At 70.5% G+C, this 24,072-nt stretch carries 22 protein-coding genes; 17 read left to right on the plus strand and 5 right to left on the minus strand.

Translation table 11 applies throughout. The annotated features are described in order from the left end of the window. Positions 1-689 (plus strand): PP2C family protein-serine/threonine phosphatase (locus GT042_RS29665; protein WP_161311777.1); only part of this gene is annotated, 689 nt, incomplete at its 5' end. Then, complete coding sequence (locus GT042_RS29670; protein WP_161311778.1) at positions 686-1,042, plus strand: STAS domain-containing protein; 357 nt, start codon at positions 686-688, stop codon at positions 1,040-1,042. The genes GT042_RS29665 and GT042_RS29670, both read left to right, overlap by 4 nt. Here the strand turns inward: GT042_RS29670 and GT042_RS29675 are convergent. Beyond that, positions 1,039-1,452 (minus strand): VOC family protein, encoded by a 414-nt coding sequence (locus GT042_RS29675; RefSeq protein ID WP_161311779.1) that lies wholly within the window; start codon positions 1,450-1,452, stop codon positions 1,039-1,041. The two genes, GT042_RS29670 and GT042_RS29675, sit on opposite strands and share 4 nt — an antisense overlap. Continuing rightward, positions 1,449-1,751, minus strand: coding sequence for a metalloregulator ArsR/SmtB family transcription factor (locus GT042_RS29680; protein WP_161311780.1), 303 nt, complete (start codon positions 1,749-1,751; stop codon positions 1,449-1,451). Before GT042_RS29680 ends, GT042_RS29675 begins: the two co-directional genes overlap by 4 nt. 205 nt (positions 1,752-1,956) lie before the next feature. On the opposite strand from GT042_RS29680, the gene GT042_RS29685 reads away from it, so the two are divergent. From GT042_RS29685 to GT042_RS29695, 3 genes are read left to right on the plus strand one after another with little or no spacing between them, the layout of a single operon-like run. Further along, the gene (locus GT042_RS29685) at positions 1,957-3,651 is read left to right on the plus strand and encodes a class I mannose-6-phosphate isomerase (RefSeq protein WP_161311781.1); all 1,695 of its coding nucleotides are present in this window, start codon (positions 1,957-1,959) and stop codon (positions 3,649-3,651) included. Beyond that, positions 3,648-4,721: an ROK family protein gene (locus tag GT042_RS29690; protein WP_161311782.1), complete on the plus strand. Its 1,074-nt coding sequence runs from the start codon at positions 3,648-3,650 to the stop codon at positions 4,719-4,721. Before GT042_RS29685 ends, GT042_RS29690 begins: the two co-directional genes overlap by 4 nt. A gap of 27 nt (positions 4,722-4,748) precedes the next feature. Next, the gene (locus GT042_RS29695) at positions 4,749-5,792 is read left to right on the plus strand and encodes a LacI family DNA-binding transcriptional regulator (RefSeq protein WP_161311783.1); all 1,044 of its coding nucleotides are present in this window, start codon (positions 4,749-4,751) and stop codon (positions 5,790-5,792) included. Positions 5,793-5,865: 73 nt separating this feature from the next. On the opposite strand, the gene GT042_RS29700 is transcribed toward GT042_RS29695, so the two are convergent. Beyond that, the gene (locus GT042_RS29700) at positions 5,866-6,477 is read right to left on the minus strand and encodes a patatin-like phospholipase family protein (RefSeq protein WP_161311784.1); all 612 of its coding nucleotides are present in this window, start codon (positions 6,475-6,477) and stop codon (positions 5,866-5,868) included. Between the two features lie 12 nt (positions 6,478-6,489). On the opposite strand from GT042_RS29700, the gene GT042_RS29705 reads away from it, so the two are divergent. The 7 genes from GT042_RS29705 to GT042_RS29735 all read left to right on the plus strand — a co-directional run bounded on the left by GT042_RS29705 (position 6,490) and on the right by GT042_RS29735 (position 15,874). Next, on the plus strand, positions 6,490-6,936 hold the full coding sequence (locus GT042_RS29705; RefSeq protein ID WP_161311785.1) for a TetR family transcriptional regulator: 447 nt from the start codon (positions 6,490-6,492) through the stop codon (positions 6,934-6,936). A gap of 268 nt (positions 6,937-7,204) precedes the next feature. Further along, positions 7,205-11,668 carry a hypothetical protein gene (locus tag GT042_RS29710; protein WP_161311786.1) on the plus strand — a complete coding sequence of 1,488 codons (4,464 nt, stop codon included), beginning with the start codon at positions 7,205-7,207 and terminating at the stop codon, positions 11,666-11,668. A gap of 13 nt (positions 11,669-11,681) precedes the next feature. Further along, a complete protein-coding gene (locus GT042_RS29715; protein WP_161311787.1) occupies positions 11,682-12,554 on the plus strand; it encodes a Crp/Fnr family transcriptional regulator in 873 nt (290 codons plus the stop codon). An 87-nt stretch (positions 12,555-12,641) separates the two neighbouring features. Next, entirely contained in the window at positions 12,642-13,433 is a 792-nt protein-coding gene (locus tag GT042_RS29720; protein ID WP_161311788.1) for a hypothetical protein, read from the plus strand. 271 nt (positions 13,434-13,704) lie between these two features. Further along, positions 13,705-14,442 carry a hypothetical protein gene (locus GT042_RS29725; protein WP_161311789.1) on the plus strand — a complete coding sequence of 246 codons (738 nt, stop codon included), beginning with the start codon at positions 13,705-13,707 and terminating at the stop codon, positions 14,440-14,442. Further along, complete coding sequence (locus tag GT042_RS29730; protein WP_161311790.1) at positions 14,439-14,747, plus strand: DNA-binding protein; 309 nt, start codon at positions 14,439-14,441, stop codon at positions 14,745-14,747. Before GT042_RS29725 ends, GT042_RS29730 begins: the two co-directional genes overlap by 4 nt. Continuing rightward, a complete protein-coding gene (locus GT042_RS29735; protein WP_161311791.1) occupies positions 14,744-15,874 on the plus strand; it encodes a hypothetical protein in 1,131 nt (376 codons plus the stop codon). The genes GT042_RS29730 and GT042_RS29735 overlap by 4 nt, the downstream gene beginning before the upstream one ends. A 91-nt stretch (positions 15,875-15,965) precedes the next feature. On the opposite strand, the gene GT042_RS29740 is transcribed toward GT042_RS29735, so the two are convergent. Beyond that, on the minus strand, positions 15,966-16,793 hold the full coding sequence (locus tag GT042_RS29740; RefSeq protein ID WP_161311792.1) for a GntR family transcriptional regulator: 828 nt from the start codon (positions 16,791-16,793) through the stop codon (positions 15,966-15,968). Between the two features lie 223 nt (positions 16,794-17,016). Here GT042_RS29740 and GT042_RS29745 point away from each other — a divergent pair, with 223 nt between their 5' ends. The 5 genes from GT042_RS29745 (at position 17,017) to GT042_RS29765 (ending at position 23,164) form a co-directional block, all read left to right on the plus strand. Then, complete coding sequence (locus tag GT042_RS29745) at positions 17,017-18,273, plus strand: extracellular solute-binding protein (RefSeq protein ID WP_345943969.1); 1,257 nt, start codon at positions 17,017-17,019, stop codon at positions 18,271-18,273. Next, a complete protein-coding gene (locus tag GT042_RS29750) occupies positions 18,270-19,217 on the plus strand; it encodes a sugar ABC transporter permease (protein ID WP_161311794.1) in 948 nt (315 codons plus the stop codon). Before GT042_RS29745 ends, GT042_RS29750 begins: the two co-directional genes overlap by 4 nt. Further along, positions 19,214-20,047 carry a carbohydrate ABC transporter permease gene (locus GT042_RS29755; protein ID WP_161311795.1) on the plus strand — a complete coding sequence of 278 codons (834 nt, stop codon included), beginning with the start codon at positions 19,214-19,216 and terminating at the stop codon, positions 20,045-20,047. The genes GT042_RS29750 and GT042_RS29755 overlap by 4 nt, the downstream gene beginning before the upstream one ends. Before the next feature lie 13 nt (positions 20,048-20,060). After that, the gene (locus GT042_RS29760) at positions 20,061-21,620 is read left to right on the plus strand and encodes a beta-N-acetylhexosaminidase (protein ID WP_161311796.1); all 1,560 of its coding nucleotides are present in this window, start codon (positions 20,061-20,063) and stop codon (positions 21,618-21,620) included. A gap of 74 nt (positions 21,621-21,694) precedes the next feature. Continuing rightward, on the plus strand, positions 21,695-23,164 hold the full coding sequence (locus GT042_RS29765) for a cellulose binding domain-containing protein (protein WP_161311797.1): 1,470 nt from the start codon (positions 21,695-21,697) through the stop codon (positions 23,162-23,164). Between the two features lie 66 nt (positions 23,165-23,230). Here GT042_RS29765 and GT042_RS29770 read toward each other — a convergent pair. Continuing rightward, the coding region (locus tag GT042_RS29770; protein ID WP_237531328.1) for a LuxR C-terminal-related transcriptional regulator at positions 23,231-24,072 on the minus strand (842 nt) is incomplete at its 5' end.

Below are 24,072 nucleotides of genomic sequence, written 5' to 3' on the forward strand. Positions count from 1 at the left end.
ACGAGGTCGGCGGCGACTTCTACGACCTGTTCCCCCTCGACGACGGCCGCTGGGCGTTCTTCCTCGGTGACGTGTGCGGCAAGGGGGCCGACGCCGCCGCCCTGACGTCGCTGACCCGCTACACCCTGCGCGCCGCGGCCATCTACGACCCCGACCCGTGCACCGCCCTGGCGAACCTCGACACCGTCCTCAAGGGGGAGTACCAGGGCAGCACCCCCCGCTTCTGCACCGCGGTGTTCGGGGTGCTCGACGCCCTGGCCGACGGGTCGTTCGCCGTCACGCTGGCCGGCGGCGGCCACCCCCCGGCCCTGGCGCTGCGCGCGGACGGCACCGTCGAGGCCATCTCCACCACGGGCGGCCAGCTGATCGGACTGCTGCCCGATCCCCACTTCGTGGGGACCACCACCCGCCTCGCCCCCGGCGACGCGCTGCTGCTGTACACCGACGGACTCAGCGAGGCCCGCACCTCGGGCGGCGCCATGCTCGGGGAGGACGGACTGGCCCGCCATCTCTCCGAGCATCCTGTCCAGGGGACCGACGCCCTGCTCGCGATGCTGCACACCCTCTTCACCGACCTGGGCACGGGAGTCAGCGACGACACCGCGCTGCTCGCCCTTTCCGTCCCCCTGGTCCCCCTGGGCACCGACAACCCGGGCACCGACGACCGACCCGTACTGGAGAACAGGTGACCGACCGTACTCTGACCGCGACCCGACGACCCCATCCCGCGGGCGCCACGGTGCTGGCCGTCACGGGCGAACTCGACCACCACACCGCCCGGGAGCTCAGCCAGGTCGTCGACGAGGCCCCCTTCACCTCCGACGCTCCCGTGATCATCGACCTGACGGATCTCACCTACTGCGACTCCACCGGCCTCACCGTTCTGGTCGCCGCCTACAACCGGGCCCAGCAGGCCGGTACCCCGCTGATCCTCGTCGGGCTGAACGCCGACCTGACGCGTGTCTTCCGTATCGTCGGCCTCGACCAGCTCTTCAGCTTCCAGCCCACCCTGGAGGACGCCGTCGACGCGCTGCGGTCCTAGGGCGTGTCCATGGGTGCCTGCTCCGGCCGCGTAGCGATCTGGATCAGGTTGCCGCAGGTGTCGTCGAGGACGGCGGTGGTGATGGGGCCCATCTCCAGGGGCTCCTGGGTGAAGACGACGCCGAGGCCGCGCAGCCGCTCGTACTCCGCCGTTACGTCCTCAACGGCGAACTGGTGGGCCGGGATGCCGTCCGCGACGAGCGCGTCGCGGTAGGGCTTGACGGCCGGGTGGCCGGCGGGCTCCAGGAGGAGTTCGGTGCCGCCGGGATCGGCGGGCGAGACGACGGTCAGCCACCGGTCCTGCCCGCCCAGCGGGACGTCGTACTTCTTCACGAAGCCGAGGATCTCGGTGTAGAAGCGCAGGGCCTTGGCCTGGTCGTCGACGAAGACGCTGGTCAGATGGATCTTCATGGGGTGTTCTCCTCCGGTCCGGGTGGGTCGGGCGAGGGCCATCGCTCGGCGATCCGCCGCAGCGGGGCCGTGTTGAGATCGTGGAACTTGTAGCGCCCCTCCCGCCTGGTCTCGACCAGGCCGGCGGCCTCCAGCAGCGCGAGGTGCTGGGAGACCGCCTGGCGCGAGATGCCGAGTTGATGCTTCATGGCCAGTCGTGAGCAGATCTCGAACAGGGTCTGTCCGGACTTCTCCGCGAGCTCGTCGAGGATGGTACGGCGGGTGGGGTCGGCCAGGGCTTTGAAGAGATCGTCGGCCACGAGCACATGATAGGCAAGTCACCACTTGCCTATCAAGGCGGGCCCGTCCCGCGCCGGGCGTCCCGCGCCGGCCGGCGGTGCGGGGCATTGACATCGGCGGTGCTCGGCGGGCAATCTCGACGTGCAGCGTGTTAACGATAACATTCTCGATGATCAAATATCCGCCTGCGGGATCCGCAGAGCGGCCTCGCCAAAAGGAGACCGCGTGTACCGGCTCGACCCGCGTTACACCCCCGCCCCCCGCGCCGTCCTCGCCACCGGATGGCGGGCCGTGGCCGCGCAACTCCCGGACGGCCCGGCCGTGGTGGCCGTCGACGGATCCCCGTCCGTCGACTGGGAGCAACTCCGCGACGGCCTCGAACGCGAGCTGACCGCGCGCGGCACCCCGCTCGTCCTGCTCGACGTCCGCACCCGTTACGGATCACCGGCCCAGGTCGAACGGCGCACCGAGCGACCGGAGGACGCGGACGACCCGTACTTCCGCAAGCTCGCCGAGAACCCCCTCGACGACCTCTTCGACACCGTCCCGCGACCGGCTCCCCCGCAGAAAGGAGTCCTGCTCGTCTACGGACCGGGCGCCGCTCTCGTGGAGCACGACCTGCTGTGGTACGCCGACGTGCCCAAGCGGTACGCGGAGGCCGCCGTGGCCGCCGGCAAGCGGGGGGCCAACCTCGGACTGCCCGACGGGAAGCCCGACTTCAGGCGGCTGTTCTACGTCGACTGGCCGATGCTCGACCGCCACCGCGACGCGTGGGCCCACCGCCTCGACGCCTGGCTCGACATGCAGGAACCCGACCGTCCCGCGCTGATCGACGGCGAGGGCCTGCGCGCCACCTACGCGATGTTGGCGCGGCGCCCCGTCCGTACCCGCCCGTACTTCAACTCCACTCCCTGGGGCGGCCATTGGGCCCAGCGTGAGCTCGGGTTCACCCCCGAGGGCGGCAATACGGCGCTCGGCTACGAACTGATCGCGCCGGAGGCCGGCATCCTCGTCGGCACCGGGCCGCGGGATCAGGTCGAGGTGCCCTTCCAGCTGATGTGCGTGCTGGAACCCGAGAGCGTGATGGGGGCCGAGGCGCACGCCCGCTTCGGCACCTCGTTCCCGATCCGCTTCGACTATCTCGACACCGTCGGCGGCGGCAACCTCTCGGTGCACTGCCACCCGAAGGAGGCGTACATGCGCGAGCGTTTCGGCTGGCCCTACACCCAGCACGAGACGTACTACCTGACCCTCGGCGGCCCCGGTGCCAAGGTCTTCCTCGGCCTGCGCGAGGACGCCGACATCGATCTCTTCCGCAAGGAGGTACGGGAGTCCGTCGCCGGGGGAGTGCCCATGGACCCCGAGGACCACGTCCTCGCCTTCCCCGCCGAGCAGGGGCAGTTGTTCATGATCCCGGCGGGCACCCCGCACGCCAGCGGTGCGGGCAATGTGGTGCTGGAGATCAGCGCCACCCCGTACCTGTACAGCCTGAGGTTCTACGACTGGCTGCGGCCCGCCGCCGACGGCACCCCGCGCCCCCTGCCGTACGACCACGGATTCGCCAACCTGGAGAGCGGGCGACGGGGCGGCAGCGTCGCCCGTGACCTGGTGCAGGAGCCGCGCACCCTGCGCGAGGGCAACGGCTGGCGGGAAGAGGTGATCGGCGCGCTGGACGAGATGTTCTACGAGGTCAGGAGGTACGTGATCGACGCCGGCGCCGAGGCGGACGACCACACCCGCGACCGCTTCCACCTCCTGAACGTGGTGGAGGGTGGGGGCGTCACCGTACACACGGCGGCCGGGGACCTGCACGAACTGGCCTACGCGGAGACGCTGACCGTGCCGGCGGCGGTCGGCGGCTACACCCTGCGGGCGGTCGGTGACCGCCCGGTGCGGGTCGTGAAGGCGCTCGTCCGGTGATCCCCGTCCTGGAGATCGGCGGCACCCATGTCACCGCCGCCCTCGTCGACCTGCCCGGGCGACGGGTCGTCCACCGCACCAGGAGTCCGCTCGACCCGCACGGCGACGCCGGGGACATCCTCGGCGACGTACGGCGTTGCGCCGCCGGGCTGCCGGTGCCTTCTGGCGCGCGGTGGGGCGTGGCCGTGCCAGGACCGTTCGACTACGCGAAGGGAGTCGCGCTCTTCGCGGGTGTCGGCAAGTTCGAGGCCCTGTACGGAGTGGACGTGCGGGCGGCGCTCCTCGGGGGCCTGTGGCAGCGCCCCGGTGACGTCGTGTTCCTCAACGACGCGCACGCCTTCCTGGCCGGTGAGTGGTACGGGGGTGCCGTCCGCGGACACCGTCGTGCTGTCGGCATCACGCTCGGTACGGGCGTCGGCTCGGCGTTTCTCGCCGACGGACTGATCCGCGAGGACGGTTCCGGGGTGCCGCCCGGGGGGCGCATGGACCTGACCGAGGTCGGCGGCAGGCCGTTGGAGGACACCGTTTCCCGGCGGGCGATCCTCGTACGGTACGGAGATCCGGCCGCCGACGTGCGTGACATCGCCGACCGGGCCAGGGCGGGGGAGGAACGGGCCCGCCGGGTCCTCGCCGACGCCCTGACGGTGCTGGGTGCCGCGCTCGGCCCGCGCCTGGCGGCCTTCGGCGCGACCGCCTTGGTCGTCGGAGGGTCCATGGCCCGCTCCTGGGATCTCGTCTCCCCCGCGCTGCGCGGCGGACTCGCTTCGGGCGGCTGGGTCCCGGACGACGGCGGGTCGGCTGACGGGGTATCGGACGGCGGGGTATCGGACGACGGGGAGTCGGAAGGCAGGGTGCCGTGCGAGGGGGAGTCGGGCGACCGGGAGTCGGGCGACCGGGAGCCGGGCGACGACCGGCGGCGTACCGACGCCCCTCGGAGCCCTCCGGCCACCATCACCGGTCCGCCTCGCACCCCGGCCTTCACCACACGGCATACTCGTGCGGTGAAGCCCGCCGGCTCCGCCGAGGACGCCGCACTGATCGGTGCGGCGCGCGCGGCGGCCACCGCGTGAGGACGGACGGAAGGGAACACGGCCGGCATGCCAGGGACACACGGGTCGAAGGACCCTCAGCCGACGGTGCGTGACGTCGCCGAGAGGGCGAAGGTCAGCGCCATGACCGTCTCCCGCGTGCTGCGTGACGATCCGAAGGTGCTGCCGGCCACCGCCGCCCGCGTACGCGCGGCGGTCGCGGAACTGGGCTACCGCCGCAACGAGATGGCCCGCAGCCTGCGTCTCGGACGGGGCACCGGCCTCGTAGGCCTGGTGGTCACCAACCTGGCCAACCCGTTCTACTCACGCCTGGCCCTGGGCGTCGACTCCGTTGTCGTACGGCACGGCCTCAAGGCCGTCATCGGCAACACCGGCCAGGACCTCGACACCGAGCGCCGCCTCGTCGAGGATCTCGTCGGGCGGCGTGTCGACGGCATCATCGCCGTGCCCGCCGGTACCGACCAACGGCATCTGGCCGCCGCGGCGGCCGAGGGGGTGCCCGTCGTGGTCGCCGGCCGCCCGCCCGAGGGATTCGGCGCGGATTCTGTCCTGGTCGACGACTACGGCGGCGCTCGCGCCGCCACCGAGAGGCTGCTCGGCGCCGGTCATCGCACGATCGGATTTGTCGGTTCGTCACCCGCCGTCCACACCAGCGCGGAGCGGTTGCGCGGATTCGCCGACGCGCTCACCTCAGCGGGCCTGTCCGCCGACCCGGCGTACGTGAGGCAGGGCGGGCGACAGACCGGCGACGCCGCGAGCGCCGCCGCGGAGCTGCTCGGCCTGCCGGAGCCCCCGACGGCCCTGTTCTGTTCCAACAACCGCAACACCATCGGAGCCTTCCGCGCCATCCGCAGCGCCGGAACCACCACGGCGCTGGCCGGCTTCGACGATTTCGAACTCGCGGACACACTCGGCCTGCCGCTGACCGTCGTTGCCTACGACAGCGACGAACTGGGCCGTGAGGCGGGCCGGTTGCTCGTCGCGCGCATGGCCGGAGGACCCGCGAGCGCCGGGCCCGCCACTCCGTACCGGCGCACCGTCGTACCGACCACACTCGTGCACTACGGCCCCCCGGGCCCGACCCCGCGTTGAGCGCGGGCAGGTCGCACGCACGGGAGCGCGGGCCGTCGGGCCTGGAAGCCGCCCACCGCGTCGCGGGACGCGTTCAGTGCCAGAGATCCGCTACGCGGTGGGCGGCTTCCAGGCCCTGGTCGCGGCCCGCGACGGCGGCGGGGCCCCGGCGGGCCGGGTCGTAAGGGTTGGGGCCGACCGCCCGGACGGATCGTAGATCGGGAGTGATCAGTTCGACCTTCGCGGTCGCCCGCATGGCCGCCACGTCCTGTCCGGCCGAGGGGATTCCCGCATGGCCGTCGGGCATGAGGGCGATGACCAGGACCCGTTCGTAGCCGTCGGCCAGGCGGGCGTTCGCGGTGGAGACCATTCCGCCATCGATCCAGGTACGGCCGCCGAACCGAATGGCGGGCGAGATGCCCGGGACCGCGCCGCTGGCCGAGACGACGTCCACCAGCGGGTGTCCGCGGATGTAGTCGAACACGGTCAGGACACCGGTGTCGGCGTCCGTCGCCGCGACGCGCAGCGTGCGGGGCCACGGCGTGGTCCAGAGCCGGGCCCGTACTGTGCGGAGCCTCTCCTCCTCGGAGACGCGGGGGGTGAAGCGGCGCGCGACGGTCCCGAACCCGGCCCCCACGCGCTCGAGGTCGCCGCGTCCGCGCAGGAAGGCCCAGACCCACGCGGCGGTCAGCAGACGTGACGCCACGACGGCTTCGGCATGAGCGAGGTCGCCGAGCGCGCGGACACCAGCCTCGGGGCCCTGTACCGGCGCTGGCCCGGCAAGCGCGACCTGGTCGTCGCCGCACTGCGCGCCGCCGCCACCCGGGGGATCGACGTCGTGCCCACCGACGACCCCGAGGCGGACCTCCTCGAAGGCATGGTCCTGCTGGCACAGAGCCTCAACGGCGGCGCCCGCCCCCCCGCTGGGCCGCCTCCTGGCCGAATTCGGGACCGAACTCTCACAGGCGATCCGCGAAGCCAAGATCGAACCTTTCGCGCCGCCCACCGACAGCGCCTGCGTCGGCTGATCGGCTCCCCACCGGACTTCGAGGAGCGCGCCGCCCTCGGCCCGGCGCTCATCATCCTGATCACCATGACCACCGGCCACCCACCCGACCGGGCCGGGATTAACGCCCGCATCATGCCGCTGCACGGCCCACGCTGAGCCGGCCCGGCGATCTCGGCGTCCGTCTTGGCGGAATTCGAGTACCAACGGTTCGGCCGCACCCATAAATGGTCCGGACGCCGGTCCCGGGTGAGCCGATAGTCGCGCCCCGAGCGGCCGCGTGGTGGAGGAGCCGGCCGTTCTAGGACGACGCAAACGCCGGCTCTACACCACGAGACTTGCCCAGCGGTTTTCGGCACGCCTCGCATGCGGTAGCGTCCGCGCACGCGCGGCCCGTCTGATCGGGTCGGAGGGGGCAGGGGGCACGGTGGCACCGCGGCCGGGTGGCGAGACGGACAAGTTCGGCAACCGCTATGAGGGAGCCTGGACGGTCAGACATGCCCTGTACATACTGCTGGGCTCGGGCAGGTCGCTCCGCGTCGAACCGGGTGGTCCGCTCGGGGACGGGGTCGAGTTTGTCTACCGGCACGACCATGGGACGGAGGCGCACCAGGTCAAGCGACAGAACCGTAACGCGAACAGTTGGAATGTGGCTTCTCTCCATGCCAAGGGAGTCTGGGACAGCCTGCGTTCGCACGTTGAGGCGGGACGAGCGTTCCACTTCGTCTCCGTTGTCCCCGCGCGTTCACTCCAGGAACTCGCCGACCGTGCCCGTCGCTCCGACGATGTCGCCTCCTTCGAGACGGACTGGCTGACGGACGAGCTCCGGGGCCCCTTGGCCTCCCTCGCCTCGGACGCCATCTACGGATCGACCGCAACGGCCTGGAGGATGTTAAAAGGACTTCGGGTGGAGTGGCATGACGAACGGGACCTCGTGCGCACCAACGCTGTTCTGGCCGAGCAGGTTCTGGTCGGAGCACCGGGCCGCCTCGCGGCGCTAGCCCTCGGTCAAGTTCTACTAGACAACTTGGGAACCTCGCTCGACGCCGCGGCCCTCGCCACCGGGCTGGCGCCGTACGGACTGCGCAGCGTCGGGCGGGCCGACGCGGTGGCGGTGTCCGATGCCGTGAGAACCGTGACGCGCCGGTGGGCAGCGAGCGTGGAACGTACGCTGCTGAGGCCCGCAATCGCCCGGGAGGAAGCCGTCTGCCTCGTGACGGAGGCCACGGAGGGCACCCGACGGCTCATCCTGTTGACCGGAACCGCAGGGGGCGGGAAGAGCGCCACACTGCACGAGACCGTCACCACCCTTGTCGAGGCGGCCATTCCTGTTCTCGCCTTTCGTCTCGACCGCCTGGAACCCTTCGGCTCGACCCATGAAATGGGACAGCGTCTCGACCTGCCCATCTCCCCGGCCGCTGCCCTCGGCGCCATGGCGGACGGGCGGTCCTGCGTCCTCGTCGTGGACCAGCTCGACGCGGTCAGTATGGTGTCGGGGCGCATCCCGGAAACCTTCGACGCGGTGGCCGACCTGGTGGACGAGGCTGTGACGTATCCCGGCATGCGGGTGGTCCTGGCCTGCCGGGCGTTCGACGCCGAGGCCGACGCCCGCATCCGCAGGCTCACCGACCCGGACCATTGCACACGCGTCACCGTCGGGTCGCTCGCCGACGCCCAGATCGACGCCGCTGTCACCGATATGGGCCTGGACGTCTCCGGATTGACCGCGTCCCAAAGGGTGTTGCTGCGCTCACCGCTGCACCTCGTTCTCTTTGCCCAGATCGCCGACCAGGAGGAGGCCCTTCACTTCCGTACCACTAGGCAGCTTTTCGACGCCTTCTGGGACACCAAAGAGGAGGAGTGCGCCCGGCGCCCGAAGGTGCGCTTCCACGAGGCGGTCTCGACTGTCGTCGCCGCCATGAGCGAACGCCAGAGGCTGTCCGTGCCCCACAGCGTCCTCGACACGGACGACCTCGCAGTCAGCCGCAAGGTACTGGAGTCCGAACACGTCTGTGTACGTGACGGTCGTCAACTGGCCTTCTTCCACGAGAGCTTCTTCGACTACGCCTTTGCTCGCGACTGGCTGAGGCGCGAAGAGAGCCTTGTCTCCTTCCTCACTGGCGGAGAGCAGGAGTTGTTCCGCCGCGGACAGCTTCGGCAGGTGCTCGATCACCTACGGGATCTCGACCCCGAACGATTCGCGGAGGAAGTCGAGGGGCTACTGACCAGTCCGGACATCCGCTACCACCTCAAGCACCTGACCCTGGCCGTGCTACGAGGCCTGGAGGCTCCGACCGCCATCGAGTGGGGCGTGGTGGCCCGCGTGCTCGAAACGCGGCCGCCCTTCCGTGACTCCCTCGTCGACATGCTCGGCACGCCGGCCTGGTTCCGTCGTGGGGATGACGAGGGAGTCTTCGAGAACTGGCTCGACAGCGTCGACAAGAGAGAACAGGACTGGGCGTTCCGGCTGTTGGTGGCGGTGGCGGATGCCCTACCCGACCGGGTGGCCCGCCTTCTGGAGCCGCACATCGCTGACCCCGGCTACGGTACGTGGCTGATCCAGATCGTTTCCCGTGCCCGCCTCGCCGGCAGCCGACTGTTTTTCAATCTCTTGCTCGACGGCGTGCGAGCCGGCGTCTTCAACGGTCTCGAACGCGCTCTCTGGGCCCCGGCGAGCAACCTGGCGGTCGAAGAACCTCTTTGGGCGATCGAATTGCTGGCCGCACTTCTGGGGGAACGCCCGGACGCCCTTCGGCTCGACGACCAGGGCAGGGTGGCGGTCCTGCTGGATCGGGAATACGAGGCACTCCAGATGGTGACCGCCGCCGCTGCTGGCGCACCGGAGGAGTTTTGCGTCCGGATGCTGCCGGTTCTCCTGGCCGTCATGAGGCTGACCGCCTATCCCGCACGGACGGGGTGGCCCGTCCACGACCGCCACTTTTCGCACCGCCATCCCGACGACGACCCCGGGGACCTGGGTGACGCTCTGCTGCGAGGCGCAGCCCAGGCGCTGCGGAGTACGGCCGGCCGAGACGCTGCACGAGCGCGTCAGCTGGTGGAACATCTGGTGAGCGAGCCGTACGAGGCGGCACAGTGGCTGCTCTACCAGGTACTGGCCGCAGCGGGACATGACTTTGCCCCCTGGTCCGCCGAGATCCTTCTCCAGGGCGAACACCGTCTGTTGTCCGGCTTCGCTGCCAATGCCGTATGGGGCGCCCGTGAGGTCCTCCGCGCCATTGGAGGCATCCTGCCCGACCACACGTTCGGGCGGGTGGAGCAGTCTCTGCTCCACCTGCGCATTCCCCCGGACAGGGAACTCTTGCCCTGGCATGAGTTCACCCTGTTAACGGCGCTTCCCGAGGAGCGGCTCTCCGAGCGGGCGAGGCGCCGACTCGGCGAACTCAGCCGGCTCCACGGCGACCGACGTGAGCCGGACGAACCGGAGGGGGCGACGGGCGGGTTCGTTGGACCGCCGATTTCGGTGGAATCCGCCAGCCACATGAGTGACGACCAGTGGCTGAGGGCCATGAAGAAACACAGCCAGGACCGGATCGACTGGGCGAACCACACCGGCGGCGCACGCGAACTGGCCCACGTGCTGCAGAGCATGACGGTGAAGGACGCCGACAGGTTCGCGCGGCTCGCCGTCCGGATCGACGCCGGGACGCACCCCGCCTATGGTGCCTCGCTGCTCCTCGGCCTGGGAGAGGCCGAGCGGTACGCCGATCCGGAGACCGTGTTCGCGGCGGTGCGCCACTTCGCGGACAGGGGCAGGCCGGAGCATGACCGGTGGCTGGGGTACGTCCTGCGGAAGCACCTCGACCATGTGCCACTCGACCTGGTGGAGGTACTCCTGCGCCGCGCTCTCGACCGGGACGAGCCGAGCGACGCCGAGGATCGTTCCGTCGTCCACGTGTCCGGGGGGAACGGCGACAACGAGCCGCGTGACCTGCTCACCGCCGGGATCAACACCGTGCGGGGCAGTGCGGCCGAGATCCTGGGTGATCTGCTGGTCCACGACGCCGACGGGTCTCGTGCCGCCCTGATCACCCCCTTCTTGGGCCGAATGGCGGCCGATCCCTCCCTCGACGTCCGAGCCTGCGTGGCCCACGTGCTGCATGCGGCGATCCGTCACGACCGCTCAGCGGCGACCGATGCCTTCGCGGTGTACATCCAGGCCCCCGACCACCTGCTGGCATCACCGTACGTTCCCCGCCTGGCCGTTGCCCTGATGCACGGAGCCCCGGCGTCGGCCGCACCGCTGACGAATCGCATGCTGCACTCCCCGGTGGCACCGGTGCGCAGGGTCGGTGGACAGGTCGCCGCGCTGGCGGCGATGGAGTGGGAAATGCCTGACCTGCTGGCCAAAGTGCTCGCCGGGAGCGACGCGGCACAGCGGCAGGGAGCAGCCGACGTGTGTGCCCAGCGCCTGCTGAACACCGGCGACGCGGCGCTTGCCCATCATGCACTCGTCAGGTTCTTCCACGATCCCGAGAAGGACGTGCGGGAGGCCGCCTCCAGGGTGACGAGCGAGCTGCGCGGCCGACGTCTGGGGCCCTACCGGCGGACACTGATCGCGCTGATGGAATCCCGCACCTTCGAGGCTGCTCTGCCTCAACTGCTGATCACGCTCGAAGATGCCCCTGACCGGGTGGACGAACTGGTTCTGACGTGCGTGCGGCGCTTTGTCACGCTGTTCGGAGCCGCGGCGGCCGACTTCGCACGCGGTGCGGCGGCCGACGCCCACCACATCGGCCGCCTGCTGGTCCGCGCGTATGTCCAGGCCTCTTCACCCACGCTCCGTTCCGAGATCCTCGATCTGCTGGATCAGCTTCTGCTCCTCAGGTCCTACGGCGTAGCCGCGGCGATCCAAGACACTGACCGAAGCTAGAGCAGGACTGACCGTGGCCGGTTCCGGCCCGAAGAATGTTCTGGCCGTGCGCCGCCGTGCGCCCCGGAGTGCGTCCTGCGCACCGGCGGACCGGGCGGAAACGTTCGTTGCTGCGGTGACGGAGTGCTGTGCTGTTCAGATGATGCACGGCTTGAACCCCAACGGTCGCGCGGCCTTCCTCGACACGTTGTCACCCGAAGCGCGCGCGGCTTTCTCGCGGCTCGGCACGCCACGTCACTACGTAACGCGAGACGTGATTATTCAAGAGGGCGATCACGCGCAAGAACTGGTGGTCCTCCACGCGGGCTTGGTGAAGGTGACCGCCCGGCTGGACCGTGACCCGGTGTCGCTCATGGACATCAGAATCGGCGGAGAGGTGGTGGGTGAGTTGGCGGCAATGGGTGCCGGACTGCGATCGGCAACGGTCACCGCCTGCCGTGACGTGGAGGCCACGGTAGTTCCGCCTGACGAACTGGAGTCTTTCCTCATCGCTCATCCCGAGGCACTCCTGGCTCTCAACCGCATGCTCTGTCGCAGGTTGCGCCGGGCCGACCGCCTACGACTGGAACTGAGCAGATATCCGGTCCCCGTTCGGGTGGCGCGCGTCCTCGTCGAACTCGCCGAGTCGTACGGGAAGCCTCGGAAGACGTACAAGGGCCTCGACTGGAACAGGGTACACATCGACGTCAATTTGTCGCAGTCCGAGTTCGCTGCTCTCGCTGCGTCCACCCAGAACACCGTCCACAAAGCCCTCGTCCAGCTGGGAAAGGCCAAGATCATCACCACTGGCTTCCGGCAGACCTCTATCGAGGATATGGCCCGTCTGCGCGAGGCAGCCTGGCTGAGGGTGCCGGCCTCTCGGGAGGACGCAAGAATGCCGCATTAATGCGGCATTCTCGACTGCTCTCGTCCCTTCCGCCCAAAGTTGGCGTGCAAACCGCACCCAACCACCTTTGGAAGGTGATGAGTTGTCATGAAAGAGACCTATCCTCCCCGGCCGCCGGCCGGCCTGCCGCACCGTCGGCTGTGTTTGGCCGCTGACGTGGAGCAGTACAGCCGTCTGGACACCCGGACGCAGTCGGCCGTCCAGTCCGAGCTGGTCCGGATGCTTGACGAGGCGGCTGCGCTGACCGGGCTGGACCGGACAGCTTGGACGCGTCAGCCGCAGGGCGACATGGAGTTCGCAGTCCTCCCCGAGGCCACACCGGAGGATCTCGTGCTGGGCCCCTTCGTCCACCATCTCGCGGTCCGTCTCGCGGATCGCAACGCCCGTCCGGACGCCCAGCGGGTCAGGCTTCGGATGGCCGTGGACACCGGCGTGGTCGCGGACGCCGCCCTCGGCCACGCCGGCCCGGCCCCGGTCGCCGTGGCGCGCTACGTCAACGCGCCCCAGCTCAGGGCCGTACTCGCGACCATTGCCGCAGCAGATCTCGCCGTCATCGTGTCGGACCGGCTGTACCAGGATGTCGTGCGATCCGGCCGGCGGGACCTCGACCCCGCCCAGTACGTGCGGGCCCATGTGCGGGTCAAGGAGTTCGGCGGCTACGGATGGATTCGCGTGCCGGGCCACGCGCCCGACGACCTGCGGTCGGCCGTGGCCGAGACGCCGGAACCGAAGCCTGCGGCCGACGCCGGGGCCCCGGGCCGGACGGCCCTGTCCCAACACGTCCATCAGGGTGCGGCCGTCGGCCGGGACGTCACCGGTGGTCTCACCGTCGGCCTGCCCGTGATACCTCCGTCGGCCGGCTCCGGGCCCGCCCGGTGACGGCCCCGTTCTGGCCGGAGTGGAACGACAACCAGTGGGCGGAATACGGGGTCAACGTCGGCCACGCCGTGTACGGCGGTATTCACTTTCACCCGCCCGTCTTGTCCGCCGCAGGGTCCCGTAGCCGGAACGGGACAGAGCATCCGGCCCGCACGAGTCGACTTGAGTCTGTGCGGTCGGCCCTGTTCGGCCTGGCTCATGCATGCGGCCGAGCCGCTGCCGCCCTGGCACACCTCGGGCTCGATGAGCCCGGAACGGAGGAAGGATGACCATGACCGAACCCGGGAGCGTCTTCGACCGGATCGACCGGAGCGTCCTCGGACCGCCCGGTGCCACGCGGCTGTCTCTCACGGTGCACGTCGGCTCCCGTGTGGTCCTGCTTTCCCCCCAGGAGAGCAGGAGGGTCCTCTACGGCCCACGACGAGACATCACGCTGGGCGCAGCAGTGTGGCGACAGGCCGTCACCGAGGCCCGGCGGGAACCGCGGGACGGCGACGGCACAGGACGGCTGCTCGTTGTCTGGCTGGTTCTCCCGGCGCTGTACCGGAACCTGCACCGGATCCTGCGCCTCTGGCGGCGGGTCGAACGGATCGACCTGGAGGCGGAGGCCGTCCTGGCCGTGCTTGCCGCCCTCGACGTGGCGGACCCGGACAACTCCGAAACCGGCGGACGCCTGGTCAAGGAGGCGGTGAACCGGATGTGGGCCTACGCGCGGCGCGTCACGCGGGAGATCCCCGTCGTCGACATCAGTGCCTTCGCAGAGGCCCGCAACGCCGCGGCCCCACCGGAGGAACAGCCCCATCCGCCCGAGGGTTGGGAAGTGCACATCACGCCCCCGCCCCGCCGCGAAGGTTTGTACGCCACGCTCCGCTTTGCCGAGCCTCGCCCGCGTCAAGACGGCCGGCGGATCACGTCCGGCCTGCCCGACCTCGTGTTCCGGGCCCGCCGCCACGAGGACGCCGATCTCATCGGCACGCTGGTCCTGCGCCCCTCGGGAGCCGGGCGGTGAGCGGGCGGTCCGGCCTGCCGCTCGGCTTCGCGGAGGCCCTTGACCTGCCCCTGAGCGTCGACCTGCGCACGGCTGCCCGTGCCTTCGCCATCTGCCCCGCGACGGCCTACAAGCTGATCCGCCTCGACGCCTTCCCGTGCCCCGTGCTGCGGGTCGGCGGACGCTACCGCATTCCCACCGCCTACTTGCTGCACACCCTCGGCATCGAGGAGCGGCCGTTGTACGCCGTCTCCCCGGAGGACGAGGCCGCGCCGGCAGACCGACCGGACGACACCCACCCCGACGCATCGGAGGAGCCCGAATGAACACGTCCCAGACGCTCCGGCAGGAGTCCGACCAGCCTCAGAGGTGCTTCGTCGTGGGCCCCATCGGCGACCCGCACGCCGCCCATGGCAGTCCTGAGCGCGAGGCGTACGAGCACAACCTCGGCATTTTCGAGCAGGTGATCGCCCCCGCCTGCGAGAAGTACGGCATCAGCGCCGTGCGGGCGGACGGCATCGCGCACGCCGGTGACATCAACGAGCAGATCTGCCGGCATGTCGTGGAGTCGTACCTCGTCATCGCCGACGTCAGCCAGGGCAACCCCAACGTGATGTACGAGTTGGGGCTGCGGCACATCACGGGCAAACCGACGATCCACATCGGAGAGGCCGGTCAGCTGCCCTTCGACATCGCGTCCATCAGGACGATCCGCTACCAGCGGACGCGCAGCCATCTGGCCGGAGCACGCAAGGAGATCGAGAGCGCTCTGGAGGCCGGGCTCCGGGACGGCTTCGAAATGCTCACGCCTGCCCGGGTCCTGCGCGGACTCCAGACCGGTGACGGACCGGCCGCCTCGGAGACCGGCGGGGGTACGGAGGAGGACGAGGATTCGCCCGGTCTGCTCGACGACTTCGCCGTGATCGACGACGGGTTGGACGCGATGGCCGCCGACATGGAGGCGTTCACGAGGACGATCGAGACGATTGCGGCGCTGACCGAACAGTCGGGCAACGCGATGCTCGATCTGACCCAGGCGAACGCGCCCATGAGCGCCCGGCTTGCGGGCGTCGCCCGGTATGCCGAGACCATCAGCGCCCCCGCAGGTGAACTGCACGCCGTCGCCACTGCGTTCGCCGAACGGATGACGGCGCTGGACAGTGGGGTAAGGGCCGCACTGGGGCTCATCGAGATGACGCCGCCCGACGAGCGCGGCGAGGAAGCGGCAGAGTTCCTGGAGCAGCTGATGTCCATGGACGAGGCGGCGCGGGACGGTCTGGCGCAGATGGGTGCCTTCGGCGATTCGGCGGGTGCCATGGTCCGGTTGAGTCGTCACCTCCGCAAGCCGGTGAAGGAGATCTCCGCTGCGGTGAAGCAAATGACCTCCGCCATCGCGAGGATGGAGGAGTGGGCGGCCAAGGCCCGTGAGTTGGCGGGCGGTGACACCGCCTGACATTGTCCTCGCAGGACCCGGACCTCCTCAGAGGTCCGGGTCGTGTGTCGTCACACCGACCCGCGTTCCGCCTGTGCCTCCTGGAAGGCCGTCAGTACGCGTCCCCCGTCGTGGACGACGTGATGATGCCGTCGTGGGCGAAGTCGCCCGGGGGGATGCCGGGATGGTGGCCCTGGGGGCGCGGGTGGGGTGACGACGTGCCGAGGGCCAGGCGGGAGACGATGCGGTAGCGGTCGCCGCGGTAGAGGGAGTGCACGTACTCGACGGGGCGGCCCGAGGTGTCCAGGGTCAGTCGTTCGATGAGCAGGGCGGGGGAGAGGACCGGAACGTCCAGGACGGAGGCCTCCGCCTCGTTGACGACGGTGGGTTCGATGGACTGGGTGGCCTCGTGCACGTACACCTGGTGGTGTTCCCGCAGGTGGTCGTAGAGCTCGCCCGACTCCAGCTCCTGCGGTGTCAGGCCGGGTGCCAGCTCGGCCGGGATGTGCAGGTGCTCGATCGCCATGGGAGCGCCGTTCACCAGGCGCAGGCGGGCGATGTAGATCAGCTCGGCCGCCGGGGAGACGCGCAGCTTGCGGCCGATCCGGGCGCCGGCCTGTGAGGTGCTGCGTTCCAGGATGCGGCTCGACCAGGCGCCGGAGGCCCGGGGGACGACAAACGCGGTGTCGTCGGCGCTGAGTTCCTGAGTGATCTTCGCCGGGGCGACGAACATGCCGCGGCCGTGCTCCCGCACCAGCAGGCCGGTGGCGACGAGTTCGTCCACGGCCGAGCGCAACGTCGGCCGGGAGACGCCCAGTTCGGCGCAGAGGGTGCGTTCGGAGGGGATCGCGTCGCCCGCGTGGCGCGTCTCGATCAGGCCGAGCAGGTGGTCCCTGACCCGCTCGCGCTTGAGTACCCCGCCCGACGAACCGCTCCCCATGGAGGTGACCTCTTTCGCTCGCGTCGATCCCGCATCGGCCCTACTGGTTAGCTGGTAGGGCAGCTGGTAAGGGCCATTCTGCACCATTCTAGCCGCTGCCGTGGCCGTCACGCCCAAGTGAATCCTTTGTTTCCGGGCTTGACGGCCTGATTGGTCCATGCCACCTTCTGGTCACCGCGTCTTGCCAGTTGACCAATTGGTAAATCTCTCATCGAGGTGGTCCGTGAAGATCCGCTTCATCGCCGGTATCGCAGCTCTCGCCACGACCCTGGCGCTCAGCGCCTGCAGTTCCTCCTCCGACTCCTCCGACACCGCCGCCGGGGCCGAGAAGCTCACTGTCTGGATCATGAAGGACAGCGTCACCTCCGACTTCCTCGGCCGCTTCACCCGGGACTTCGAGCGCCGGCACCAGGACCTCGCCCTGGACATCCAGATCCAGGAGTGGGACGGCATAGGCGAGAGGGTCACGGCCGCCCTCGCCAGCAAGGACGCCCCCGACGTGATCGAGGTGGGCAACACCCAGGTCGCGCAGTACGCGGCCAGTGGCGGGGTCAAGGACCTCACCGACCGGACCGGGGACCTGTCCGGCGGCGACTGGCTGCCGGGTCTCGCCGAGCCGGGCAGGATCGACGGCAAGCAGTACGGCATTCCCTGGTACGCGGCCAACCGGGTCGTGCTCTACAACAAGGACCTCTTCGCCGAGGCCGGGATCACCGGGCCGCCCGCCACCCAGGACGCCTGGCTCGCCGCCACGGCGAAGCTCAACAAGGGCGCCACGCAGGGCATCTACCTCCCCGGGCAGAACTGGTACACCCTCGCCGGATTCATCTGGGACCAGGGCGGGGACCTCGCCACCCGCTCCGGCGACACCTGGAAGGGGGCCCTGGAGACTCCCCAAGCCCTGGCGGGGATGGACTTCTACCGGCGCCTCCAGGCGCTCGGCAAGGGGCCCAAGGACTCCGACGAGGCCAAGCCGCCGCAGGCCGAGGTCTTCGCCGAGGGGGGTGTCGCGCAGATCATCTCCGTCCCCGGCGGGGCGAAGATCGTCGAGGAGGCCAATCCCGCGCTGAAGGGGAAGATCGGCTTCTTCCCGGTGCCGGGCAGGACCGCCGGCGTACCCGGATCCGTCTTCACCGGCGGCTCCGACCTCGTCGTCCCCGAGGCCTCCGGCCACCAGGACGGCGCCTACCAGGTGATCAAGGCCCTCACCGGCGACACCTGGCAGAAGGACATGGCGAAGACCATGAGCTACGTACCCAACAGGACGTCCCTCGCGTCGGCCGTCCAGGGCGACGAGGGTACGGCGGCGATGGCGGCCGGCGCCGCCCAGGGGCGGGCGACTCCCAACTCCCCGCAGTGGGCCGCCGTCGAGGCCACCAACCCCATCAAGCAGTACATGACCGCCGTACTGACCGGAGCCGACCCCGCGCGGGCGGCCGGGGACGCGTCCGACAGCATCACCAAGACACTCGGCTCATGAACCGGGCTCTCCCCGAGGCGCTCCCCACGGCCCACCCGAAGGCCCTCCCGAGGGCGCTTCCCCGGGCCTTCTGGCCGTATCTGCTCGTCGCTCCCACGGTCCTCGGAGCGGCCGGTCTGCTCCTCTACCCGCTGGTCCGCAACCTCGTCATCTCCTTCCAGCGGTACGGAATGGGCGAACTCGTCCGCGGCGGCGCCTCGTTCGCCGGCCTCGCCAACTACCGGGACATCCTTGGGGACGACGAGTTCTGGGAGGTCGTACGCCGCACCCTCTGGTGGACGGCCGTCAACGTCTTCCTGATCATGGTCCTGGCCACGCTCGTCGCCCTGCTGCTCCAGCAACTCGGCCGCCGGGCCCGCCTGTTGGTGCTGAGCGGGCTGGTGCTCGCCTGGGCCAGCCCCGTCATCGCCACCACCACCGTCTTCCAGTGGCTGTTCTCGTCCCGGCTCGGAGTGGTCAACTGGCTGCTCGTACACCTCGGCTTCACGTCGTACGAGAACTACTCCTGGTTCGCCGACGGCCGCGCCACCTTCACCATCCTGGTGATCGTCGTCGTCTGGCAGTCCGTCCCGTTCGCCGCCATCACACTGCACGCCGCCCTGCTCACCGTCCCCGCGGAGCTGTACGAGTCGGCGCGGCTCGACGGCGCCGGCGCGGCGCGGATCTTCCGCTCCGTGACGCTGCCGATCCTCCGCCCGATCTTCGGCCTGGTGCTCTGCCTCGAAGTCATCTGGGTCTTCCGCTGCTTCGCCCAGATCTGGGCCATCAGCAAGGGCGGCCCCGGCGACGCCACCACCACCCTGCCCGTGTACGCCTACCGCGTCGCCCAGTCCCTGCACCGGTACGACCTGGGCGCGGCGGTCTCGACCGTCACCGTCCTGCTGCTCCTGGCCGTGCTCGTCCTCTACTTCCGGCAGATGTTCCGGCAGGAGGCAGAGCTGTGAGCCGCTCCCGGGCCCGGCGCGTCCCGCTGCACGCCGCCGCTCTGCTGGTCTTCGTCCTGTCCGCCTTCCCCGTGTACTGGATGGTGCTGACCGCCTTCAAGCCCACCGCGGACATCCAGTCCGAGACCCCGGTCTTCCTGCCCACCTCGGTGACCCTCGACCACTTCACCAAGGCCTTCGAGGCCGACGGCTTCTGGCTCTTCTGGCGCAACAGCCTGATCGTCACGGTCGGTTGTGTCGTCCTCGCCCTGATCGTCGCCCTCGGTGCGGCGTTCGCCGTGGCGCGGCTGCGGTGGAAGGGGCGCCGCGGCTTCATCCTCATGGTGTTCATCGCGCAAGTGGCGCCCTGGGAAGCGCTGTTGATCCCGATGTACGTCATCGCCAGGGACACGGACATGCTCGACCGGCTGTCCACTCTGACACTGATCTACTTCATGATCACCCTGCCCTTCACCATCGTCACCCTGCGGGGTTTCCTCACCGCCATCCCGGTCGAACTGGAAGAGGCCGCGCAGGTCGACGGATGCACCCGGGCGGTCGCCTTCCGCCGGGTCACCCTGCCGCTCCTCGCACCCGGCCTGCTCGCCACCTCGCTCTTCGGATTCATCACCGCCTGGAACGAGTTCGCCTTCGCCAACATGCTGATCATCAAGAACCAGGACGACCGGACCCTCCCCGTCTGGCTGTCCTCCTTCTCCAACGTCTTCGGCACGGACTGGGGCGCCACCATGGCCGCCTCCACTCTCTTCGCCCTGCCCGTTCTGCTGCTCTTCCTGGTCCTCCAGGGCCGGGTCGCCGCCGGGATGACCAGTGGCGCCGTCAAGGGATAGGGACACACACCGGATGACCGCACCCGCGCACCCCGCAGCCGACCCCGCCACCCGGCGCGGCGGACCGCCCCTGATCCCCCGCCCGTCCCAACTGACCGCCCTGCCGGGGAGGTTCACACTCGACGCGCACACCGCGGTACGGGCCGCGCCCGGCGGCGCCACCGCCGCCGCGGACCTCCTCCGCACCCTCCTCGCCCCCGCCACCGGACTGCCCCTGCCCCCGGCGCGGGACGGGAGTGTCGTCCTGCTGGTCGACCCCGCCCTCACCGGGCTCGGCCGGGAGGGTTACGGCCTCACGGTCGGCGCCGACGCGGTCCTCCTGCGCGCCGCGCACCCGGACGGCCTGCTCAACGCCGTCCAGACGATCCGCCAACTCCTGCCGCCCGAGGCCCTGTCGGCGGAGCCCGTACTTGGGACGGAGTGGACGCTGCCGTGCGTCCAGATCACCGACGTCCCGCGCTTCGCCTGGCGCGGGGTCATGCTCGACGTGGCCAGGCGCTTCCGGCCCGTCTCCTTCCTCCGCCGCTTCGTCGACCTGCTCGCCCTGCACAAACTCAACGTGCTGCATCTGCACCTCACCGACGACCAGGGCTGGCGCATGCCCGTCGCCGCCTATCCGCGCCTCACCACCGTGGGCGGCGAGCCGCACGGCGGGGCCTACACCCGGGGCGAGTTGGAGGACCTGATCGCCTACGCCGCCGCGCGCGGGATCACCGTCGTCCCCGAGATCGAGATGCCCGGCCATGTACGGGCCGCGCTCGCCGCCTATCCCGAACTCGGCAACGACCCCTCGCGCCGGCTGGAGGTGTGGAACCGCTGGGGGGTCTGCGACACGATCCTCGGCGTGCACGACGAGGTCCTGGACTTCTGCCGCGCCGTACTGGACGAGGTGGCCGACGTCTTCCCCTCGCCGTACGTGCACGTCGGGGGCGAGGAGTGCCCGATCGTCGAGTGGGAACGGTCCGACGACGCCCGGCGCAGGGCGGCGCGCGAAGGCCTCGGCGGCCCCGGCGAACTGCACCGCTGGTTCATGGACCGGATCGGCGGCTTCCTCGCGGAGCGGGGCCGTACGCCCCTCGGCTGGACGGAGAGCGGCCGTGACCTGCCCCTCGCCTTCACCGCGCTGCCGTGGCGCGACGCCGCGCACGGCCTGGTGGCGGCGGGGCGGGGCCAGGACATCATCATGGCGCCCCACCGCTCCACGTACCTCGACTATCCGCAGAGCGGACGGCCCGAGGAACCGCCCGGCCAGCCGGGCGGGCCGGTGACCCTGCGGGACGTGTACGACCTCGACCCAGCGCCCGCCGGCTGGGAGGCGGCCACGGCGGCCCGCGTCCTCGGCACCCAGGCGCAGTTGTGGAGCGAGTACGTGCCCACCGCCGCGCACGCCGAGTACCTGGCCTTCCCCCGGCTCTGCGCCCTCGCGGAGACGGCCTGGTCGGCCCACCGCGACTGGCCGGGCTTCCAGCGCCGTCTCGCCCACCACAGAACCCGGCTCGACACGCTCGGCGTGCCGGACCGACCACCGCACGGCCCGCAGGACCCGCAGGACCCGCACGAGCACCACCCGTAGGATCCGCACGGCCCGCACCACTCCCCGCACATCCCCCCGCCAGGAGAGGAATCAGGTCGATGACCAGACAGCCGATGACCGGGCAAGAGAGCAGCGGCACCGAAGGAACCAAGGCCACCGGAGGGCGCTCCGCCCGCCGTCTCCGTACCGCCGTCGCCCTGGGCGTGGCGGCCGGACTCGGCTGCGCGGCGCTGACCGCGGTGCCCGCCGGAGCGGCCGACCCGACCGTGAAGGTGCAGTACCGCCAGAGTTCGACGGGATCCGACCAGGCGGAGCCCTGGTTCAAGGTCGTCAACACCTCCGGCTCCTCCGTCGCCCTCACCGGCGTCAAGGTGCGCTACTACTTCCGGGCCGAGGCCGGCGCCTCGTACACCTTCGCCTGCTCCTGGGCGGTGAAGGGCTGCGCGAACATCACCGGCACCTTCGGCACCCTCGCCCACCCGACCGCGACCGCCGACCGCTACCTGGAGATCGGTTTCACGGCGGGGGCGGGCAGCCTCGCCGCGGGGGCGGACACCGGCGACCTGCAACTGCGCTTCCACCGCTCCAACTGGGCGGCGCTCAACCAGAGCGACGACTACTCCTTCGGCCCCGCGCAGACCACGTACGGGGACTGGACCAAGGCGACCGCGACGGTCGGCGGCACCACGGTCTGGGGTACGGCCCCGGCGGGCAACGACCCGGGCGGCCCGACGAACCCACCGACGGACCCGCCCACCGACCCGCCCACCGGCGGCGCGACCCTCTTCGACGACTTCACCTACACCTCGTACACGGATCCGGCGATCGGTGCCCACGGCTGGAACGTACGGTCCAACGCGGGCGGCCCCGGGGTCCCGGGCGCGACCTGGGCGGCCGACAACGTCACCTTCGCCAAGGAGGGGACCAACTCGGTCATGAACCTGGAGACGTCGACGGCCGGCACCGCCGCCACGACGGAACAGACCGAAGTGCTCACCAAGGCGAGCAAGTTCAGGAACGGCACCTACGCGGCACGGGTGAAGTTCGCGGACACACCCCGGTCGGGGCCCGACGGCGACCGTCTCGTGCAGACGTTCTTCACCATCAACGACCTCAAGGCGCCGATGGCGGACGACTACGCCGAGTACGACTTCGAGTACCTGCCCAACGGCGGCTGGGGGGAGCCGTCCAACATCCTCTACACCACCTCCTGGGAGACCTACCGCCCCGACCCGTGGGAGGCGGTCAACCAGCACTCCGAGTCCCGTACCAGCTACGCGGGCTGGCACGATCTGGTGGTCACCATCGACAACACGGCGATCACCTACTACGTCGACGGGCAGCCGTTCGGCACCCATGACGCCCGCTATCTGCCCGAGCGGCCCATGTCGATCAACTTCAACCAGTGGCTGATCGACCTCGCGGGACAGACGAGCACGACGCCCCGGGCGTACGACCAGAAGGTCGACTACGTGCTGCACGTCAAGGATCAGGTGCTGACACCGGCGCAGGTCAACGCCAAGGTCGCCGCGTACCGCGCGGCGGGCAAGGTCTTCGAGGACACGGTGCCCGGGACCCAGTGACCGCCCCGTCGGGCGGCAGGGGGCGGACGCCGGCCGGGCGTTCGCCCCTCGCCCCGCTCCGCGCGGTCACATTCCCTCGCACACCGCCCCGAAGCCGTGGTCGTGGACGTGGCGGGCGAGCTCGACGCGCGAGCGGATGCCGAACTTTCCGTAGATGCGCCGCAGGTAGTAGTTGACGGTGTGCGGCGACAGGTGGACGTGCTGCGCGACCTGACGGTTCGTCAGCCCATCGACGACGAGCCGGGCGATGGTGCGCTCGATGTCGTTCAGCGCGTCGGCGGCCGGCTCCGGGGCGGTCCGCCGCCGGTAGTCCGCCGCCTCGACGACGGTCATCCGGCCCACGTGGTTGCGCGCCATCCACGGACCGTGCCGGGGCGAGGACGGCTCCGGCAGGGCCTCCTGGGCCACCTGCCGTTCGTCCAGCAGCGCCCGCAGATCCTCCGCCGCGCAGAGCCGGGCCCACGCGTCCTGGTGCTCCGCCGCGACCCGCGCGATCCCGTCCGGGGCGCATTCGTACAGGCTGCGCGCGTGGAGGGCGGCCAACTGGACGGCGGGCACGTCCGGGTTGTCGGCCGCCAGCCGTTCCACGGCCTTGAGGGCCGTGTCGGCGAGCGTACGGTCGGCGATACGGCGGGAGAAGCGGACGAACCAGGCCGCCGCGCCCGGCTCGGCCAGCAACAGCGGGCGCAGGGACGGCAGATGCCCGGCGGAGGTGGTGAGCAGGCCGGCCGCCTCGCGGACGTCGTCGCGTGCGGCGTGCAGCAGGATGCCGAGCCACTGGCAGTACGAGGCCAGGTGCGGGACGGCCGCCGACGCGTCCCCGTACTCCCGGCAGCGGGCGAGGTGCCCGGCCGCCGCGCCGGTGTCGCCCGCGAGCAGTTCGGTACGGCACAGCGTGGCCGACGCCC

The sequence above is a fragment of the Streptomyces sp. SID3212 genome, assembly GCF_009865405.1.
Taxonomy (GTDB): domain Bacteria; phylum Actinomycetota; class Actinomycetes; order Streptomycetales; family Streptomycetaceae; genus Streptomyces.

Coding starts and splice junctions, on each gene's coding strand:
- GT042_RS29675 (WP_161311779.1), bottom strand. CDS start 1,452: ATGAAGATCCATCTGACCAGCGTCTTCGTCGACGACCAGGCCAAGGCC.
- GT042_RS29695 (WP_161311783.1), top strand. CDS start 4,749: ATGCCAGGGACACACGGGTCGAAGGACCCTCAGCCGACGGTGCGTGAC.
- GT042_RS29705 (WP_161311785.1), top strand. CDS start 6,490: ATGAGCGAGGTCGCCGAGCGCGCGGACACCAGCCTCGGGGCCCTGTAC.
- GT042_RS29720 (WP_161311788.1), top strand. CDS start 12,642: ATGAAAGAGACCTATCCTCCCCGGCCGCCGGCCGGCCTGCCGCACCGT.
- GT042_RS29725 (WP_161311789.1), top strand. CDS start 13,705: ATGACCGAACCCGGGAGCGTCTTCGACCGGATCGACCGGAGCGTCCTC.
- GT042_RS29735 (WP_161311791.1), top strand. CDS start 14,744: ATGAACACGTCCCAGACGCTCCGGCAGGAGTCCGACCAGCCTCAGAGG.
- GT042_RS29740 (WP_161311792.1), bottom strand. CDS start 16,793: ATGGGGAGCGGTTCGTCGGGCGGGGTACTCAAGCGCGAGCGGGTCAGG.
- GT042_RS29750 (WP_161311794.1), top strand. CDS start 18,270: ATGAACCGGGCTCTCCCCGAGGCGCTCCCCACGGCCCACCCGAAGGCC.
- GT042_RS29760 (WP_161311796.1), top strand. CDS start 20,061: ATGACCGCACCCGCGCACCCCGCAGCCGACCCCGCCACCCGGCGCGGC.
- GT042_RS29765 (WP_161311797.1), top strand. CDS start 21,695: ATGACCGGGCAAGAGAGCAGCGGCACCGAAGGAACCAAGGCCACCGGA.